Raw genomic sequence first — 18123 nt, forward strand, 5'->3', positions numbered from 1 at the left:
CAGAATCAAAGCACATCAAAATCAATATGCTGTCAGCCCTTTCTAATAGAGGGAAGCTGAGATTCATGCTTTACAAAGACAATATGAACAGCGACAAGCTAATTGATTTTATGCGTCGCTTGGTTCACGAAAGTAAGAAAAAAGTGTTCTTGATTCTGGACAATTTACGTGTCCACCATTCTACAAAGGTCGCCAAGTGGCTCGAAAAGCACAAGGCAGAGATCGAAGTATTTTACTTGCCGCCGTATGCTCCAGAATACAACCCGGACGAACTCCTCAACAGTGATTTGAAGCGAGGAATTGGCAAGTGTTCAAGTCCAAATTCCGAGGAAGAACTAGAGCATAACGTGCGTTCACACTTGAAATCCGTGCAGCTACTTCCCGAAAAGATCAAAGGGTTTTTCGGTTCAAAGACTACCAGTTACGCTGCATAAACTGCGCAAGGTTTAATCGGGGGGAGCAATATCTTACAACAATAAGCAGTCTTAAAAGTTAAAATCTGCGCCGCTGTTCCTGGTTGATCAATATGCTGTCAGTGAATTTCGCCTTAACGATACTCAATACTTAGTGAAGATCTATTCTTCATGAAACAAGAATTTATTTCTTGTTGCTTTTTTTTTCGATGTCAGGTATAATTAGGGAAAGGAGCGAATTATGCCGACACTAAGCGTATTTTTTGGAATAATCATCACTATGTATAGGGAAATAGGCGGAAAACACAATCTGCCACACTTTCATGCCCAATACCAAGATTTTGAAGCGGCGGTATCTTTTGATGGAGAAGTACTTGAGGGTGCGCTTCCTCCCAATAAATTGAAATTGGTTTTAGCTTGGACAGAAATCCATAAAGAAGATTTAAAAGCAAATTGGATTTTATTGGAAAAAGGAATTCAGACATTCCGCATTGAACCGCTCAGGTAAGGAGGATTTTCATGTTACAACCAAAAATATTATCCGCCAGTCCCCTTGATCAATTCAGACTGTATCTGGTTTATGAAAACGGGGAAAACCGGATTTTTGATGTATCCCCGTATATTTCCGGCGAATGGTTTGGACGACTTGCAGATCGGCAGTATTTTAAAACTGCACACTTAAACGGCGTGACGGTGGAGTGGGCCGACGGACAGGATATTGCTCCCCATGAGTTGTACGAATTGTCTAAGCTTGTAGAAGTCAAGGCTACCACATGACCGCGGGTTTACCCCCCCACCCACGCAACTCCCGGCAGCTTCGCTGCCAGTCTCGGCTGTGGCTCACTTCGTCCGCTGGCGCCGAGGCATCGTGGTCTTCCTAACATTTGCTACGGACTACGTCCTTGCAAGCGTAAGAAGCCACGAACCCCCTTCTAAGAAGGGGGCTGCGGCCACCGTACAAGGCGGCTTACCTTACAACGAGAAGCAGTCATTAAAGTCAAAATCTGCGCTGAATTTGCGCAGATTTTTTTCAAAAAGACGAAATTCCTCAGAATCTCCCCTTCGCAAGGGGAGACGTCGGCCGCAGGGCCGACAGAGAGGTCGGGGCAAGCGGGACGAGTAGCTTCCGTTCAACAAATTGATACTCGTTTTCACGATTACCCCTTTATGCCATCCCCGCAAAAACAATATGACTTTTTTGCGTTCTGACGGTTAAATATCACACAAATCGTACAAGAAATCTCCAAAAAAACTTGACACCGTACACAATCCGTCTTATAATAGTAATGAATACAAAAGCGCGGGCTGCAAGCCCCGGAACAATTTATAAGGAGGAGACTTCATGATAGAAGGAAGCGCGGACATCGCTTTGTCGGCAAAATTGTGTTATGGCATGGTAGGCGGCGGTCAGGGCGCCTTTATCGGCGACGTGCATCGCAAGGCAATCGCCCTTGACGGCCTGGCGGAAATCAAGGCGGGTTGTTTCTCCCGCTCGGTGGAAAACACCCTCGCAACCGGCGCGGCTCTGGGCATCGCCCCCGAACGGCTCTACAAGACCTATGAGGAAATGGCCGAAGGCGAGGCCAAAAGGCTCGACAAAATCGACTTTGTCGTCATCGTGACGCCCAATGTGAGCCATTATCCGGCGGCTAAGGCTTTCCTGAGCAAGGGCATCGCCGTCGTGTGCGACAAACCCCTGACTTTTGAGGCGGCCGAAGCCGAAGAACTGGCCGCGTTGGCCAAAAAGAACAAGCTGCTCTTTGCGGTGACCTATACCTATACGGGCTATCCGGCCGTAAAGCAGGCCAAAGAGCTGATCAAAAAAGGCGAAATCGGCGCGATCCGCTTCGTGAACGCCGAATATCCCCAGGAATGGCTTATGGACGAGGCGGAAAAACAGGGGAACAAGCAGGCCGAATGGCGGACGAATCCGGCCATATCCGGCAAATCCAACTGCGTGGGCGATATCGGCTCCCACGTGGAAAATCTCGTTTCCTATATCACAGGCCTCAAGATCCGCTCCCTCTGCGCCCGGCTGGATATCTTTGTGCCGGGTCGGAAGCTCGACGATAACGCCAGTATCCTGGTGGACTATGAAGGCGGCGCCAAGGGCCTCTATTGGGCGAGCCAAATCGCCGCGGGCTACGACAACGCGTTGAGCGTTCGCGTGTTCGGCGAAAAGGGAACCATCGAATGGAAGCAGGAAATTCCCAATTATCTCAAGTTGTACAAACCCGGACAGCCCTGCGTGACCCTGTCCCGGGGCAGAGACCCCTTCGCCCCCCACGCCCAGAGCTATTCGCGGATCCCCTCGGGCCATCCCGAAGGCTATTTTGAGGCGCTGGCCAATATTTACAAGACCTATATCTCCGCCCTTGCCAAGCAGAAAGCGGGAGGAGCGCTGACGGAAGGGGATCTCGATTTCCCCGACGCCAATGCCGGCGCCGAAGGCGTAAAATTCATCGGCAAGTGCGTGGAAAGCTCTCAGAAAGGCGCGACCTGGGTTGAGTTTTAACGATAGTTTCAAATAAATCTGACAAGTTATAAGGAGGAACCTTATGGCAAGACCGGTAACGATTTTTACGGGACAATGGGCGGACCTGCCCTTCGACGAAATGTGCGGCAAGATCAAATCCTTCGGTTATGACGGCGTGGAAATCGCCTGCTGGGGCGACCACCTCGACCTGAAGCGGGCGGCGGAAGATCCGGCCTACGTGGCCGATCGCCAGGCCATATTGGCCAAACACGGCCTCAAGTGCTGGGCCATCGGCACGCATCTGCCCGGGCAGTGCGTAGGCGATCTCTGGGATCCCCGACTGGACGGCTTCGCGCCTCCGGCGCTGGCGGGTAAACCCGAAGAAATCCGGGCCTGGGGCATCCAGGAAATGAAATACGCGGCCAAGGCGGCCAAAAATCTGGGCGTCAAAGTGGTCACGGGCTTTATGGGAAGCCCCGTCTGGAAATATTTTTACAGCTTCCCCCAGACCAGCGATCAGATGATCGACGACGCCTTCAAGGAAATTGTGCGCCTGTGGACGCCGATTTTCGACGAATTTGACAAAAACGGCGTATTGTTCGCCCTCGAAGTGCACCCCACGGAAATCGCCTTCGACTATTACACGGCGGAGCGCCTCCTGAAGGAATTCAACAGACGCCCGACTCTGGGCTTCAATTTTGACCCCTCGCATCTGATCTGGCAGGGCGTAACCCCCCACATCTTCCTGCGGGATTTCGCGGATCGGATTTACCACGTGCACATGAAAGACGCGGCGGTCACCCTCGACGGCAAAGCCGGTATTTTGGGCTCCCATATTACGTTCGGCGATACCCGTCGGGGCTGGAATTTCAGATCCCTCGGCCACGGCGACGTCGATTTCGAGAACATCATTCGGGAATTAAACGCCATGGATTATCAGGGACCCCTTTCGGTCGAATGGGAAGACTCGGGCATGGAGCGCGAATACGGCGCGAAAGAAGCCTGCGCCTTTGTGCGCGAGGTCGACTTCGCCCCCTCAAACATCGCCTTTGACGACGCCATGAAGAAGGACTGATCGAGGTGACGGCGCAAACGGAGGGGAAAAGCGGCGGAAACGAACCCCGCGCCATCCTTTCCATAGACCATATCACAAAGCAATTTTCCGGCGTAAAAGTCCTGGACGATATTACGACCGACATCCGTGAAGGCGAAATCATGGGCCTGATCGGGGAAAACGGGGCCGGCAAATCCACGCTCATCAAGATTATCAGCGGCATATACCAACCCAGCGCGGGGCGGCTTCTCCTGAACGGAGAGCCCGTCTCCGTGCCGGATTACGTGACCGCGAAATCCCTGGGCATCGCCATCGTCCCCCAGGAATTCAACCTGATCAATACGCTAAACGTTTACGAAAACATTTTTCTTGGCAATGAAATCCGCAAAAAATCAGGCCTCCTCGACAAGCAGGCCATGAGGCGGGCCGCCGAAAAGCAGCTCGAAAAACTCAAGATGCCCGTGGCCGTCAACCAATTGGTCAGCCGCCTCAGCGTCGCCGAAAAGCAAATGGTGGAAATCTCCAAGGCGCTCATGCTGAACGCCCGGATTCTCATTATGGACGAACCCACGACGACCCTTACGGGGCGCGAAATCACCACGCTTTTTGAGCTCATGCGGGATTTGAAAAAACAAAACGTCACGATGATCTTCGTGTCCCACAAACTCACGGAGATCAAGACGCTCTGCGACCGGGTGATCGTGCTCCGGGACGGGAAACTCATCAGCGTCGATGATATCGCCGACGTCAATGAGGAAGATATCGCGAGGAAAATGATCGGGCGCAATTTTCAGCAGATTTACCCCGAAAAGCTCCTCAGATCCGAAGAGACCGAAGTGTTCTCGGCTCAGGGCATTTGCGTCCCCAATCTCCTGAAAGACGTATCCTTCAGCCTGCGCAAGGGAGAAATCCTGGGCTTCGCGGGACTCGTGGGCTCGGGGCGTACTGAGCTGGCCGAAGCCGTTATGGGCTTGCGGGCCATAAGCGCCGGCAAAATTTTCATCAAAGGCAAAGAGGCGCGGATCAAGACTCCGGCGGACGCCGTCAGGCACGGTCTCGGCTATCTCAGCGAAGACAGGCAGGGCAAGGGCATCGTGCAGCATTTTACCCTGCCGCAAAATATCACGCTGATCTCGCTGAAACGCTATTTGCAGGGCGCATTTATCAACAAAGGCAAAGAAATAGCGAAAACGAAAGAATACGTGGAAATGTTTAGAATAGCGGCTGCGTCTCTTTCCATGCAGCTGCGCTATCTCTCCGGCGGCAACCAGCAAAAGGTGTACCTGTCCCGCTGGGTGGACACGAATCCGTCGATTTTGATCCTTGACGAACCCACCCGGGGCATCGACGTCAAGGCCAAGCAGGAAGTCTACGAATTTATCCACCGTCTCGCGGGGGAGGGCATTTCCTGCATCGTCATTTCCTCGGAAATGGAAGAAATCATCGGTCTCTGCAGCCGCGTCTATGTCATGAAGGAAGGCAGCGTCGCGGGATGCGTTGAAGGGGATCACATCAACGAAGAAGAAATCATGTTTTACGCAACCGGCATCAAAGGGAGGCAGTTTTAATGGAACAAAACGTTAAGACCGGCGACGCCGGGCTTTTGAAGAAATTTGAATGGAGCGAGCACACGACGGAACTGGGCTTCGTGCTGCTCTTCCTCTTGGCGACGGTCGTGGGCTGGCCGAATTTTTTGCAGACCCGGAACCTGATCAACATCCTGCGGCAGCAATCCTATACGGGCATCATCGCCCTGGGCATGACGCTCGTCGTGATCTCTGGAGGCATCGATCTCTCGGTGGGCTCCATGATGGCCTTTACGGGGGGCATCACGATCTATGTGCTCAATACCTTTCCGTCAAATTCCCTGACCGGGGTCGTCGTAGCGTCGGTTTTCGTGCTGGTCTTCGGAGCCGTCTGCGGATTCGTGAACGGCTTTCTCGTGACCCGATGCCGGATCGCGCCCTTTATCGCGACCTTGGGCACCATGTCCATCTTCCGTTCGCTGATCCAGTATTTTTCCGGAGCGTCCAATATCCTTTCCAAGAATACGCTGTATCCGAAAATCGGCTCGGGCTTCGCGTTGGGGATTCCGGTCCCCGTGTGGGTATTTCTCATTCTCGCCGCGGCCATGCATTTTTTACTCAACAACACGAGCTTCGGCCGCTATGTGTGCGCCGTGGGGGCCAATGAAATGGTCGCGAAATATTCGGCCATCGGCGTACAGACCGTGAAGCTCATCCCCTATGTGATTACGGGCTTTACCGTGGGCGTCACGGCCCTCATGTGGTCCACGCGGATCAACTGTATCCAGTCATCGGGAGACGGCACGGGCTATGAGCTCGAGGCCGTGGCCGCCGTCGTGATCGGCGGTACGTCCATGTCCGGCGGCAAAGGCTCCATCGTAGGCACGGTCTTGGGGGCGCTGATGCTGGGCATGATCAATAACATGCTTGTACTGGGCGGCGTTTCGTCGTTCCTGCAGCAGGCAGTCAGAGGTTTGGTCATTATTGCGGCAGTGTTACTGCAATATAATCGCAATATTAAATAGGAGGTACAAATGAAAAAAGTTGTGTTAGCGTTTTTATTTACCCTGTTTCTGGGCTCCTTCGCTTTTGGCAAGGGAGCGGTGAAAATCGGCGTAGCGGTACCGACGGCTGACCACGGCTGGACGGGCGGCATCGGCTGGTGGGCCGACCACGCGGTAAACGAGCTGAAAAGCAAGTACGAAGGAAAAGTGGAATTCCGCGTAGTGCATTCGGCAAACGCCACCGCGCAGGTCGCGGACGTGGAAAATCTTGGTTCCTGGGGCATGGAATACCTCGTCATTCTTCCCCACGAATCGGCGCCCCTTACCCCCATCGTAAAACAGTTCCACGATCAGGGCGTAAAGTGCATCGTCGTTGACCGCGGACTGACCGACACGAGCTTCGGCTATGTAAACTTGGCGGGCGACAATCCGGGCCTGGGCCGCGAAAGCGGAAAATGGCTGGCCGCCACCATGAAAGCCGAAGGATTGACGGACTACGTGGTTATGGGCGGAATGCCTGTTGTCATCGACACCGAGAGAATGGACGCCTTCTTCGCCGAAATGGATAAAGAAGCGTCGCTCAAAGATCTTGAGGGCAAAGGCAAGTACCAGTTCGCCAACTGGTCCACACAGGACGGCCTGAAAATCATGGAGACCTTCCTGCAGAAGTTCCCGAAGATCGACGCGGTGTTCTGCCAGGACGACGACGTGCTGACGGGCGTATTGCAGGCCATCAAAGAATCCGGCCGCAAGGACATCAAGATCGCGCTGGGCGGCGCCGGTTCCAAAGTCGTTATGGAAATGATCAAAGCCAATGATCCCCTGGTACGGGCGACGACGCTGTACCATCCCTCGATGATTTCCGACGGGATCCAGTACGCCGTTGACGTGGCGACGGGCGCCAAAAGCGATTCCTTCCACACGGCGAAAGAACCTGTTTCCGTGGTTATTCCTTCCGCGCTGATCGACAAATCCAACGTGGACAAATACTACAATCCGGATTCCTCGTTCTAAAGAAAGTTCCGAGTACGCGGCAAATCGCGAATTTGCGCGCACAAATTCCAGCAAAAAACTGCCGTTTCACGCGGCAGTTTTTTGATCTGAAAATTTTTGTATTTTCTTCCCCTTACTTCCCGAGCACAATCTCCGAAAAGATATTCTCAAGCAGCTCCTGCTTGCCGCTGGTCCGGCCTTCGGGCCCGTAAGCGGTCGCCAGCGCCGCCAGCGCGTCCAGAGTGAAGCCTCCTTTTTCAAACTTCGCCCCGTCCCCGCTGTCCCAGGACGCGTAGCGTTTTTTGAGAAACGCCGGAATTCTGCCGTCTTCAAAGACTTCGACAGCCTTCAACAGCCCGTAGGCGAAGGCGTCCATGCCTCCGATATGGGCGATGAAGAGGTCTTCGGCGTCGACGGAGTTTCTCCGGATTTTCGCGTCAAAGTTGAGCCCGCCGGTGGTAAAGCCGCCCATTCTGAGTACGGCCAGCATGGCCTGGGTCGTCTCGTAGACATTGTTGGGGAACTGATCCGTATCCCAACCGTTTCGGGCGTCGCCGCGGTTGGCGTCAATGGAGCCCAGAAGCCCGTTGTCAACGCAGACATTGAGCTCGTGGGCAAAGTCGTGGCCCGCCAGCTCGGCGTGATTGGCTTCGATATTGAGCTTGAAGTCCTTGTCGAGGCCGTAGGCTCTGAGAAAGCCGATAACGGTCTCGGCGTCAAAGTCGTACTGGTGCTTTGTGGGCTCCATGGGTTTGGGCTCGATGTAGAAGGTCCCCGTAAAGCCCTGCTTGCGCCCGTAGTCCCGGGCAATCGTGAGCAGCATGGCCAGATGGTCCTTCTCCCGCTTCATGTCCGTATTGAGAAGGCTCATATAACCTTCGCGCCCACCCCAGAACGTGTAGCCCTGACCGCCCAGCTTGATGGTCCCGTCAATGGCGTTTTTGATCTGGTTGGCGGCGTGCGCCGTCACGGCGAAATCGGGGTTCGTCCCGGCCCCGTTCATAAAGCGCGGGTTTGTAAAGACGTTGGCCGTCCCCCAGAGGAGTTTGACGCCGGTCGCGTCCTGTTTTTTCTTGAGGGCGTCGACGATTTTCGCGAGGTTCTCGGCCGATTCCGCCGGGCTTGCGCCTTCGGGGGCGATGTCTCGGTCGTGCCAGCAGTAGTATTCGGCGCCTAATTTTGTAAAAAATTCAAAGGCCGCGTCGGCTTTGTTATAAGCGTTTTGCATCTTGTCGTCCGTGCAATTCCAGGGGAAGATCATCGTCGCCCCGCCGAAGGGATCGACGCCGTCGGCGCAAAAACTGTGCCAGTAGGCGACCGCGAACCGCAGCCAGTCTTTCATTTTCTTGCCTTTGACCTCGCGCTCCGCCTCATAATATTTGAAAGCCAGCGGATTTTTGCTGCCGGCCCCTTCATAGGGGATTTTTCCGATCCCCGGGAAATATTCCTTGTTTCCGATATACACCTTTGACATCATCATCATCGTCTCCTTTTCTCTATAAAATTTGTATCCTATGTCGTAAAATGTCCGCCCTCAGCGGAAAATTGGCGTCAAAGCCGCAAGATACCGCTTGTAGGACTCATAGGCCTCCGCGTAGCGCGGGGCCCGCTTGGGATCCGGCATATTGGTCTCGTCTTCCCGGATCTCGATATGGGCCTTGGTCAGTTCCGCCACGGGAACCGGCGTCCCCTCGTGCTTAAGCTTACACCACAGGGCCTGAAGGGCCGCCCCCATGGCAGCCGCTTCGGGGTTGACGGGGCGCTTTACCGGAAGGCCCAGAATATCGGCCGCGATCTGCCGCCAGAGGGGCGAATTGCTCCCTCCTCCGGCGATCCGGATTTCCCTTGCCTGGAAACCCAGGGCCTGAAAGGCCTCGAGTCCCCCCTTCATGCCGTAGACAGCCGCTTCCAAAGCCGCCCGGGCGATATTTTCCCGGGAGCAATTGGCCGCCGTCAGTCCCGCGATGGTCGCCCTGCCGTTGGGAAGATTGGGCGTGCGTTCGCCGTTAAAAAACGGCAGGAAAATGACGCCTCCCGCGCCGGGATCGGCCTTTTCCGCCAGTTCGTTTAATTCTCTCACGTCAAGGCCGAAGAGTTCTCTCGTTTCTTCGGTCGCAACCGTGCAGTTCATCGTGCAAAGAAGCGGCAGATAGCCGCCGGTCGAGGAATTAAAGCCCGAAAGTCCCTTGACGGGATCGGAAAGCGGCGTGTCGGAGTAGCCGAAAAGCGTCCCCGAGGTCCCGAGACTCATGGTGAGAAAGCCGTCCTCCACGGTTCCGGTCCCGATGGCGGCCATCATGTTGTCGCCGCCCCCCGATGACACGGGGATGCCCGCGGGGATACCAAAGCGCCCCGCCGCTGCTTCCGTCACAAAGCCCGCGGGTTCGTCGGAAGCGATGACCTCCGGCAGAATCCCGTACAATTTCGGATCGATAATCTCGCAAATTTTTTTGGACCAGCGCCGCTTGACGCCGTCAAATATGGCCATGCCCGAAGCGTCGCCGCACTCGGCCTTGTAATTACCGGTGAAGAGCCAATTCAGATAATCGTGGGGCAACATCACGTAGCGCAGTTTCGAGAAGGTTTCGGCTTTGTTTTCTTTCAGCCAGAGGATCTTGGGCGCGGTAAAACCAGGCAGCATGAGATTTTTGACCTCGGCGATAACGGCGGCGTCGCCTCCGGCCTTTTTCGTGATTTCTTCGCACTGGGGGGCCGTCGTCGTATCGTTCCAGAGTTTTACGTTGTAAAGGACTTCTCCCCCTTCGCCCAGGGGCACGAAGCCGTGCTGATGTCCCGAAACGCCCAGGGCGGTGATCGTTTGGCGCTCCGCCTCGGAAAGCGCCGCGAAGCAATTTTCCAAAGCCTTTTCCCACCATTCGGTTTTCTGTTCCCTTGTCCCGTCGTTTTCGGCGATGATGTCGACGGCCTGCTGGGCGCTTGTGACAACTTTCTTTTGTTCCCAATCATAGAGGACGACCTTGATGCTCTGGGTCCCCATATCGATGCCGGCAACGGTTTTCATACGATCACCCCAACCCGGTCTTTCTGCGCGTATAGACGTCATAGAACACGGCCAGGAGCAAAATGGCCGCTTTGACCACATACTGGTAATGGGTGCCGAGGTTCATCAGCGACATGCCGTTGTTGATGGCGCTCATGACGAGACCCCCGACGATGACGCCGACGACGGAGCCGATCCCCCCTGAAGCCGACACGCCGCCGATGTAGCAGGCCGCGATGGCGTCCATTTCAAAGTTGGCGCCGGCCTGGGGCAGGGCCGTATTCATATAGCCCGTGGAAATTACGGCCGCGAGGCCCGTCAGCATACCCATAAAGCAGAAGACGATAAAGGTGATGAGTTCCGAATTGATGCCCGAAAGTTTGGCCGACCTGGCGTTTCCGCCGACAGCGTAGATATATCGGCCAAGGACCGTGTTGTTTAAAATAAAGTAAAACACAAAGACCGTGATCCCCACGACAAGGACAACGACAGGGAGTCCCCGGTATTCGGCGAAGCGCTCGGCCAGGCCCAGCACAAGGACCGAGGTCGCGATGAGTTTCGCGGCAAAGACCGGCGTTGAGCTCACTTCAAAGTCGTTGGCGATCTTTTTCCGTCGGCCCACGATCTCTGAAATCACAAATATGGCGACGAGAATGACCCCGATCACCAGCGAAGCCGGGTAAAGCCTGAGGCTCTCGGTTTCCACAATGGGCTTCAAACCCATGACCTCATCGACGGTCCCCGTGGAAAGATAGGAATAGCCCGTATCCTTCAAGGCGATCGGCGAGACTTTCGTAATGATGTAGGTGAGCCCCCGGAAGAGCATCATGCCCGCCAGCGTCACGATAAACGCGGGAATTTTGGCGTAGGCGATCCAGATGCCCTGAAAGGCCCCGATGCCGACGCCTATGGCCATGGAAGCGATAACCGTCACGGTCAGCCCCACGCCCGTATTGTAGATCATGGCCGAGATGGCCCCGATAAAGGCGCAGACGGAACCCACCGAGAGGTCGATCCCGAGGATAATGATACACTGCACCATGCCCACGGCCAGAATCAGCACATAGCTGTACTGGAAGAAAATATTCGTAAAGTTTCTGGCGTTGAAATTGACCCAGTTGGTCAGCGGCGCGAAAACCAGCATAATAATCGCCAGCATGATAAACATTGAGTAATTTCGTATATTTTTCATGAACATATTTTTAAAATCCGTCGTCCGAATTTCTTTTCCGCTCATATTGCCTCCATTCAGTGGTTTAATCGCGGCGGGCTCAGTCCAGAAGGGCCATCCGCATGATTTTTTCCTGGGTCGCCTCTTCTTTTCCGAGCTCCCCCTTGATTCTCCCCTCGTTCATGACGTAGATCCTGTCGGCCATACCGAGCGCCTCGGGCATTTCCGAGCTCACCATGATGACGCTCTTGCCGGAAGCCGCCATGTCGTTCAAGATATCGTAGATTTCGGTCTTGGCGCCGACGTCAATGCCCCTTGTGGGTTCATCCACAATAAAGATGTCGGGATCGATCATCAAAGACCGGCTCACGACGACTTTCTGCTGATTGCCCCCCGAAAGGTTCTTGGACAGCTGATTGACCGAAGGGGTGCGGATGCTGAGGTCCTTCCGGTATTTTTCCGCGACGTTGATCTCTTTTTGTTTATCGACGACGCCGGCCCGGGAGATTTTTTTCAGGCTGGAATTGGTGATATTCGTCTTGATGTCCTGGATCAGGATGAGTCCGAGGTTCTTTCTGTCTTCGGAAATGTAGCCCAATCCCGCCCCCATGGCCTGGCGGCTCGATTTGAGGTTGACTTTCTTCCCTTTGACGAAGATTTCCCCTTCGCTTTTGCTTCCGTAGGATTTCCCGAAGATGCTCATCATGAGCTCGGTCCGACCGGCCCCCATGGGTCCGCAAAAGGCAAGAATTTCGCCTTTACGCAGGTGGAAGGACACGTTATCCACGACCTTGATCGCGTGAAAATCGGGATGGTACACGGTCCAATTCTTGACTTCGAGGACCGTCTCCCCGGGCTGCGATTTCCGCTCAGGAAAGCGGTGGGTCAGATTTCGCCCGACCATGTCTTTGATGATCATGTCCTCGGTCAGTCCGTCTTTTTTGACGTCGTAGGTGGCAATGGACTTGCCGTCCCTGAGGACCGTCACGGAGTCGGCCACCTTCAGGACTTCGTTCAATTTGTGGGAAATCATGATGATCGTCATGCCGTCCCGTTTGAATTCCTGAATCAGGTTCAGCAGATGTTCGCTCTCGTCGTCGTTGAGCGAAGACGTCGGCTCGTCGAGGATCAAAAGCTCCACTTTCTTCGAAAGAGAACGGGCGATCTCAACCAGTTGCTGCTTTCCCACGCTCATTTTGCTGACGATGGTATCGGGGGATTCCTTTAGCCCCACCCGGTCCAGGTAAATCTTCGATTCCTTCCGGAAAAAATCCCAGTTGATGATGCCGAAAGCTGCCAGGGGATAAGGCCTCTTGCCCTCGGGGCTCATCTGCATATGTCCGAGAAAAATATTTTCATAGATCGAAAGATAGGGCGAGAGGGCCAGTTCCTGATGGACGATGGCCAGCCCTTCCTTTTCGCTGTCTTTGACGCTCTTGTAATTGGTTTCCTTTCCTTTGTAAATGACTTTCCCTTCGTAATCCCCCTTGGGGTAAACCCCGGAGATGACGCTCATGAGGGTCGACTTGCCCGCGCCGTTTTCGCCGCAGAGCGAGTGAATCTCCCCTTGCTTGACCTTGAGGTTGACGTTGTCGAGGGCCCGCACGCCGGGAAAATCCTTGGTCAGGTTTTCGATTTCCAGAATATATCCGCTCATGGTTACCGCCTTTATTTCTGAATTTACGCGCATTTCATAGAAACATTGCCGGACGGGGTCCGGCAATGCGTTATCTTCAAGTCAGAAAAAAATCTTTTCCATAAAGGAAAGCCGCTTATTTCAGTTTCGCAGCTTCTTCGGCCGTATAGAATCCCGCGTCAACCGGCACGTTCACGTTTTCTTTCGTGATGCCGATGGGATCCAGCAGATAGGTGGCCACATAACCGGTTCCGGTGTATCCGATTTCCTTCAGGTCCCCTTCGGCCAATACGGCGCCCGGTATGTTGGGTTTTTCGCCTTTGGCCAGGGCGTCGGCCAGAATAACGGCGGCTTCGGCCAGTTTCGCGGTATCTTTGAAGACCGTCATATACTGTTCGCCATTTTTGATGGAAACGGCGGAGTCAAACTCGGCGTCCTGTCCCGTAACCACAGGCAGTTTGCTGCGGTATTTGGCGTCGGCCTTGCAGGCTTCGATGATGGCCCGGCCCAGCGTGTCGTTGGGGGACAATACGGCGTCAAGGGTGATCTTGGACGCGTCGTTATTCAGGAGATTTTCCATTCTGGTCTTGGCCAAAGGTCCGGACCAGTTTTCCGTCGCAATTTTCTGAAAATTGCTTGTATCCTTGTAAGTTTCCGGATAGGGACCCACAACTTTCAAAACGCCTTTCTTGATATAGGGATTCAGCACGTCTATTGCGCCCTGATAGAAGAAGTTGGCGTTGGCGTCGGTGGGAGATCCGGCGAAAAGCGTGATGTACTTGGGAGCGGCGGTTGTGGCGGCAGGCAGGTTCAGCGCTTTTTCGATGCCCTGGCCCTGGAGGGTGCCGACTTTGTAGTTATTGAAGGTAATAAATGCGCTGTAATTGGTGGTTCCCTGGATGATTCTGTCATAGGCCACTACGACAGCCTTATCCCGGGCCGCTTCTTCCACAACGGATTTTACGCCGTCATTGATGTTGCCAATGATGAGAACCTTGGCGCCCTGGGTCAGAAAACTCTGGATTTGCTGATTCTGTTGGGCCTGATCGGCGTTCCCGTATTGTACGAGACCCGAGTATCCCCTTTTCTCAGCTTCTTTCTTCAGGGATTCTCCGTCTTTTGTCCAGCGGAGAACGTGGGTTTCCGGCATGGCGATGCCTACGATGGTCGCTTTCGCGAATAGGGAAAGGCTTGCGAGTATGAGCATTGCGACAATAGACAACAATTTCTTCATGATACTCCTCCTTGATATGGATAGAATGGCAGGCTGCCGCAAAATGTTTACAGCCTGAAGCAAACGGTCATTTATGTGACCGCTTTATCTTAGTCCAATTATACCCCGTACTTACCCCTGTGTCAAGAGGAAGTGAAAGAAATTTCAAATTGTTTTCAAAAATCCGTTTTCTTCAAGCAAAGGCCGTATTTCCCGGAAAATATTCCAAAAGATGATCTCGTAGCCGTTCTCGTTGGGATGGACTTCATCGTACATGGCGTCAGCATTTGCAAAGACTCCGTTCCAAATATCGGAAATCATGTTAATTTCCGGAAAATCTTTTTGCAGTCCCGCGTACATTTCGTCAAATTCCCCCGAGGGGTCATAGGTCTTTTTCATGGCTTCCCCGTAAAATCTGGCGACATAAATCTGTCTCCCGGGGGCTCTGAGTCGGGCGAGCATTTGCCGGTAGCCGTAGTCGACCTTCCGGACCCGCCAGTCCCGGGCGTAACTGTAGAAATCATTCATGCCGAAGTTGATGATGACAACGGCCGGATCGTAGGCGAGAACGTCCTCCTCGATCCGCCAGAGCCCGTCCATGGCGGTCTCTCCGTTGACGCCCGCGTTGATGACGGGGACCGTGACCCGCGCGGCAAGGAGCGAGGGCCAGGACTGGGCCTCCGTATAGGCCCCGAAGCCGTAGGTGATGCTGTCCCCGAAGCAGACGATGCTCTTGAAATTCGTAAGATCAAGCTTCATAAGCCCCCTTCCTTTGGGGAAAGACCCGCTTTTTGATCTCCACGAGGGGGATAATCGCGAAGGCGAGCCCTACGGCAATGGCCAGCTCCCTCGGGCGCAGGGCGTCCAGGCCGAAGGCCGCGTTCAAGCCCGGCAGATAGAGGACGACCAGCGTCAGGGCGGCGCTTAGTCCCATGGCCCCCCAGAGCAGGATATTCTGTTTTTTCAGGGCAAAGATCGAATGGGTCCGGGAGCGCATATTGAGCGAATGAAAGACCTCGCACATGGCAAGGGTCAGAAAGGCCATGGTCTCGGCGTCAAATTCCGAGACCCGGGATCCCGCCACATAACTGGCGAGCGTCAAAACCGCGATGGCGAACCCCTGCCAGATGACGTCAATACCCAGCCCGTCGCTGAAAACAGAGGCGTTTGCGGGTCTCGGGGGATTTTTCATGGCGTCGTCCTCGGCGGGCTCGACGCCCAGGGCCATGGCCGGGAAGGTATCGGTCACGAGATTGATCCAGAGGATGTGGATCGGTTTCAAGAGGATAAAGCCGAAGAGGGTCGCCACAAAGACGGCGATGACTTCTGCCAAGTTTGACGACAGCAGAAACTGCACGGCCTTGCGGATATTCTCGTAAATCCGGCGGCCTTCGCCCACGGCCGAGACGATCGTCGCGAAGTTGTCGTCGGCCAAAACCATATCGGCGACGTTTTTCGTGACGTCGGTGCCGGTTATCCCCATGCCGACGCCGATATCGGCTTCCTTGATAGAAGGGGCGTCATTGACGCCGTCTCCGGTCATGGCCACGATCCGGCCCTTTTTCTTCCAGGCCTTGACGATCCGGACCTTGTGCTCGGGCTGCACCCGGGCGTAGACGCTGTAGTTTTCGACGTCAAAGGATTCCTCGGGGATTTTCGAGAGCTCGGCCCCCGTAATGGCCCGGGCGGGATCGGAAAGGATCCCCAGGTCTTTGGCGATGGCGACGGCGGTATCCCGGTGGTCGCCGGTAATCATGACGGCCCGGATGCCCGCTTGGGCGCATTCCTTCACGGCCCCTTTGACTTCGGGGCGCACGGGGTCGATCATGCCGCAAAGGCCGACGAAGATCATGTCTTTTTCGATGGTCTCGGGCGCGCGGTCGCCGGGGAGGGTCTCATAGACTTTGTATGCGCCGGCCAAAACCCGCAGGGCCTTGTCGGCCATCCGTTTATTTTCCGACAGGATCTCCGAGACGAAGACGTCCGCCATGGGGAGCGGCCCCGCATCGTGGAGTATCCGCGTACAGCGCCCGAGGATCTCGTCGGGGGCGCCTTTCGTATATTGAACAATCTTCTTTCCTTCAAGATGGAGCGTCGACATCATTTTCCGGACGCTGTCAAAGGGGGCTTCGGCCACCCGGGCGAGGTCTTCCGATCCTTTTCCGAAAGCCTTGAGGGCGATCTCCGTGGGGTCGCCCACGCCCCCGGCGTCATTGATCACGGCGTCGTTGCAGAGCCACATGATTTTTTTGAGGACGTCGGTCTGACCCCAGTTTTCCACGACCGTCATGCGGTTCTGGGTCAATGTGCCGGTCTTGTCGGAGCAGATGACTTCCGTGGATCCCAGCGTTTCCACCGCCGTCAGCCGCCGGATAATGGCGTTTCGCTGCGACATGTGCTTGACGCCTATGGAAAGGAGCACGGTTACCACGACCACGAGCCCTTCGGGGATGGCCGCCACGGCCAGCGATATGGCCGTAAGAAAAGATTCGAAAATTCTCCCGGTCCCGAAGCGGAAGATATCGATACAAAAAATAAAAACGCAAATGGCGAGGACGCTTATGCTCAAGACCTTGCTCAATTGATCGAGACGCTGCTGCAAGGGGGTCCGCTCTTCTTCGGTATTGGCCAGAGCATCGGCGATTTTGCCCATTTCGGTCGCCATGCCGGTCCGGCAGACGATCCCTTCCCCCCGGCCGTAGACGACGGAGGTCCCCATGTAGGCCATATTTTTCCGGTCGCCCAGGGGGATATCCTCTTCGCCCGAAAGCGCGTCGGGATGCTTTTCCACGGGGACCGATTCCCCGGTCAGGGCAGCCTCTTCGATTTTGAGCGTCGCGCAGTGGATCAGGCGCATATCGGCGGGAATGCTGTCCCCCGCTTCGAGGAGAACGAGATCTCCGGGGACGAGATCCGCCGAGTGGACGGAAATGGCGTTTCCCCCGCGCCGTACTTTACTCACGGCTTCGGACATCTTCCGCAGGGCCTCGATGGCCGCCTCCGCCTTGCTCTCCTGGATGATCCCCAGCGTCGCGTTCAGCACAATCACGATAAAGATAATGACCATGTCGGCGTATTCGCCGAATACGCCCGAGACGATACCGGCCCCGGCCAGAATCAGAACCATGGGGTCCCGGATCTGGGCCCAGATCCTTAAGATCAAGGGCTTTTTGGGCGCTTCGGCGAGCCTGTTGGGGCCGATCTTTTCAAGGCGCTCCGCCGCTTCCGCGGGATCCAGTCCCCTTTCCCCGGAAGCGAGGGCTTCCATGACCTCGGACGCGGTCTGTCGATACTCGTGCATGTTGATAAACCTCCTCGGCGTAAGATAAGGTATTATAGCACAAACGTTTGTCCTCCGCAAGCGCTTTGTGAACACCGGAGCGTAACGGGGATTTTGTGTCTTTTTCTCGCCCGGGGAAAAGGGGACGCGCTTTATTGCCCAGTGGTTTTATCGGAATTGACGCCCGTGTCGAGCGGAGAAAATCAGGCCTTTTTCCGTGAAAAATCTTTGATCGGGGAGCAAAGCGGACGCCGGAAATTCTCGATAATTTCAGGAGAAATTCTATAGACAAAAAGAATTTTTTATGATATCCTATGCACGTAGACTTTCGTATCGAATTTACAGACGATAAAAAA

At 54.7% G+C, this 18123-nt stretch carries 15 protein-coding genes; 8 read left to right on the forward strand and 7 right to left on the reverse strand.

The window, feature by feature from the left end:
• The 8 genes from LBQ97_03180 to LBQ97_03215 form a co-directional block, all read left to right on the forward strand.
• A partial coding sequence (locus LBQ97_03180) for an IS630 family transposase (GenBank protein ID MDR1831723.1) occupies nt 1–434 on the forward strand: 434 nt, incomplete at its 5' end.
• Between the two features lie 220 nt (nt 435–654).
• Nucleotides 655–921, forward strand: a complete 267-nt coding sequence (locus tag LBQ97_03185) for a DUF4160 domain-containing protein (GenBank protein MDR1831724.1) — start codon at nt 655–657, stop codon at nt 919–921.
• A gap of 11 nt (nt 922–932) precedes the next feature.
• Nucleotides 933–1190, forward strand: coding sequence for a DUF2442 domain-containing protein (locus tag LBQ97_03190; protein ID MDR1831725.1), 258 nt, complete (start codon nt 933–935; stop codon nt 1188–1190).
• 565 nt (nt 1191–1755) lie between these two features.
• On the forward strand, nt 1756–2928 hold the full coding sequence (locus LBQ97_03195; GenBank protein MDR1831726.1) for a Gfo/Idh/MocA family oxidoreductase: 1173 nt from the start codon (nt 1756–1758) through the stop codon (nt 2926–2928).
• Between the two features lie 43 nt (nt 2929–2971).
• Entirely contained in the window at nt 2972–3964 is a 993-nt protein-coding gene (locus tag LBQ97_03200; protein ID MDR1831727.1) for a sugar phosphate isomerase/epimerase, read from the forward strand.
• Nucleotides 3965–3969: 5 nt separating this feature from the next.
• Nucleotides 3970–5511 carry a sugar ABC transporter ATP-binding protein gene (locus LBQ97_03205; protein ID MDR1831728.1) on the forward strand — a complete coding sequence of 514 codons (1542 nt, stop codon included), beginning with the start codon at nt 3970–3972 and terminating at the stop codon, nt 5509–5511.
• Nucleotides 5511–6494, forward strand: coding sequence for an ABC transporter permease (locus tag LBQ97_03210; GenBank protein ID MDR1831729.1), 984 nt, complete (start codon nt 5511–5513; stop codon nt 6492–6494). The genes LBQ97_03205 and LBQ97_03210 overlap by 1 nt, the downstream gene beginning before the upstream one ends.
• A 9-nt stretch (nt 6495–6503) precedes the next feature.
• Entirely contained in the window at nt 6504–7487 is a 984-nt protein-coding gene (locus tag LBQ97_03215; GenBank protein ID MDR1831730.1) for a substrate-binding domain-containing protein, read from the forward strand.
• Nucleotides 7488–7599: 112 nt separating this feature from the next.
• On the opposite strand, the gene xylA is transcribed toward LBQ97_03215, so the two are convergent.
• The 7 genes from xylA to LBQ97_03250 all read right to left on the reverse strand — a co-directional run bounded on the left by xylA (nt 7600) and on the right by LBQ97_03250 (nt 17788).
• Nucleotides 7600–8946 carry a xylose isomerase gene (xylA, locus tag LBQ97_03220; protein ID MDR1831731.1) on the reverse strand — a complete coding sequence of 449 codons (1347 nt, stop codon included), beginning with the start codon at nt 8944–8946 and terminating at the stop codon, nt 7600–7602.
• A 54-nt stretch (nt 8947–9000) separates the two neighbouring features.
• A complete protein-coding gene (gene xylB / locus LBQ97_03225) occupies nt 9001–10488 on the reverse strand; it encodes a xylulokinase (GenBank protein MDR1831732.1) in 1488 nt (495 codons plus the stop codon).
• Nucleotides 10489–10492: 4 nt separating this feature from the next.
• A complete protein-coding gene (locus tag LBQ97_03230; GenBank protein ID MDR1831733.1) occupies nt 10493–11659 on the reverse strand; it encodes a hypothetical protein in 1167 nt (388 codons plus the stop codon).
• A 79-nt stretch (nt 11660–11738) separates the two neighbouring features.
• Nucleotides 11739–13295, reverse strand: a complete 1557-nt coding sequence (locus tag LBQ97_03235; protein ID MDR1831734.1) for a sugar ABC transporter ATP-binding protein — start codon at nt 13293–13295, stop codon at nt 11739–11741.
• 115 nt (nt 13296–13410) lie between these two features.
• Nucleotides 13411–14508 carry a sugar-binding protein gene (locus LBQ97_03240; protein MDR1831735.1) on the reverse strand — a complete coding sequence of 366 codons (1098 nt, stop codon included), beginning with the start codon at nt 14506–14508 and terminating at the stop codon, nt 13411–13413.
• 144 nt (nt 14509–14652) lie between these two features.
• On the reverse strand, nt 14653–15246 hold the full coding sequence (locus LBQ97_03245) for a GDSL-type esterase/lipase family protein (GenBank protein ID MDR1831736.1): 594 nt from the start codon (nt 15244–15246) through the stop codon (nt 14653–14655).
• The gene (locus LBQ97_03250) at nt 15236–17788 is read right to left on the reverse strand and encodes a cation-translocating P-type ATPase (protein ID MDR1831737.1); all 2553 of its coding nucleotides are present in this window, start codon (nt 17786–17788) and stop codon (nt 15236–15238) included. Before LBQ97_03250 ends, LBQ97_03245 begins: the two co-directional genes overlap by 11 nt.
• Between the last annotated feature and the right edge of the window lie 335 nt (nt 17789–18123).

It is taken from the genome of Fusobacteriaceae bacterium, assembly GCA_031272775.1.
Lineage (GTDB): Bacteria > Fusobacteriota > Fusobacteriia > Fusobacteriales > Fusobacteriaceae > JAISST01.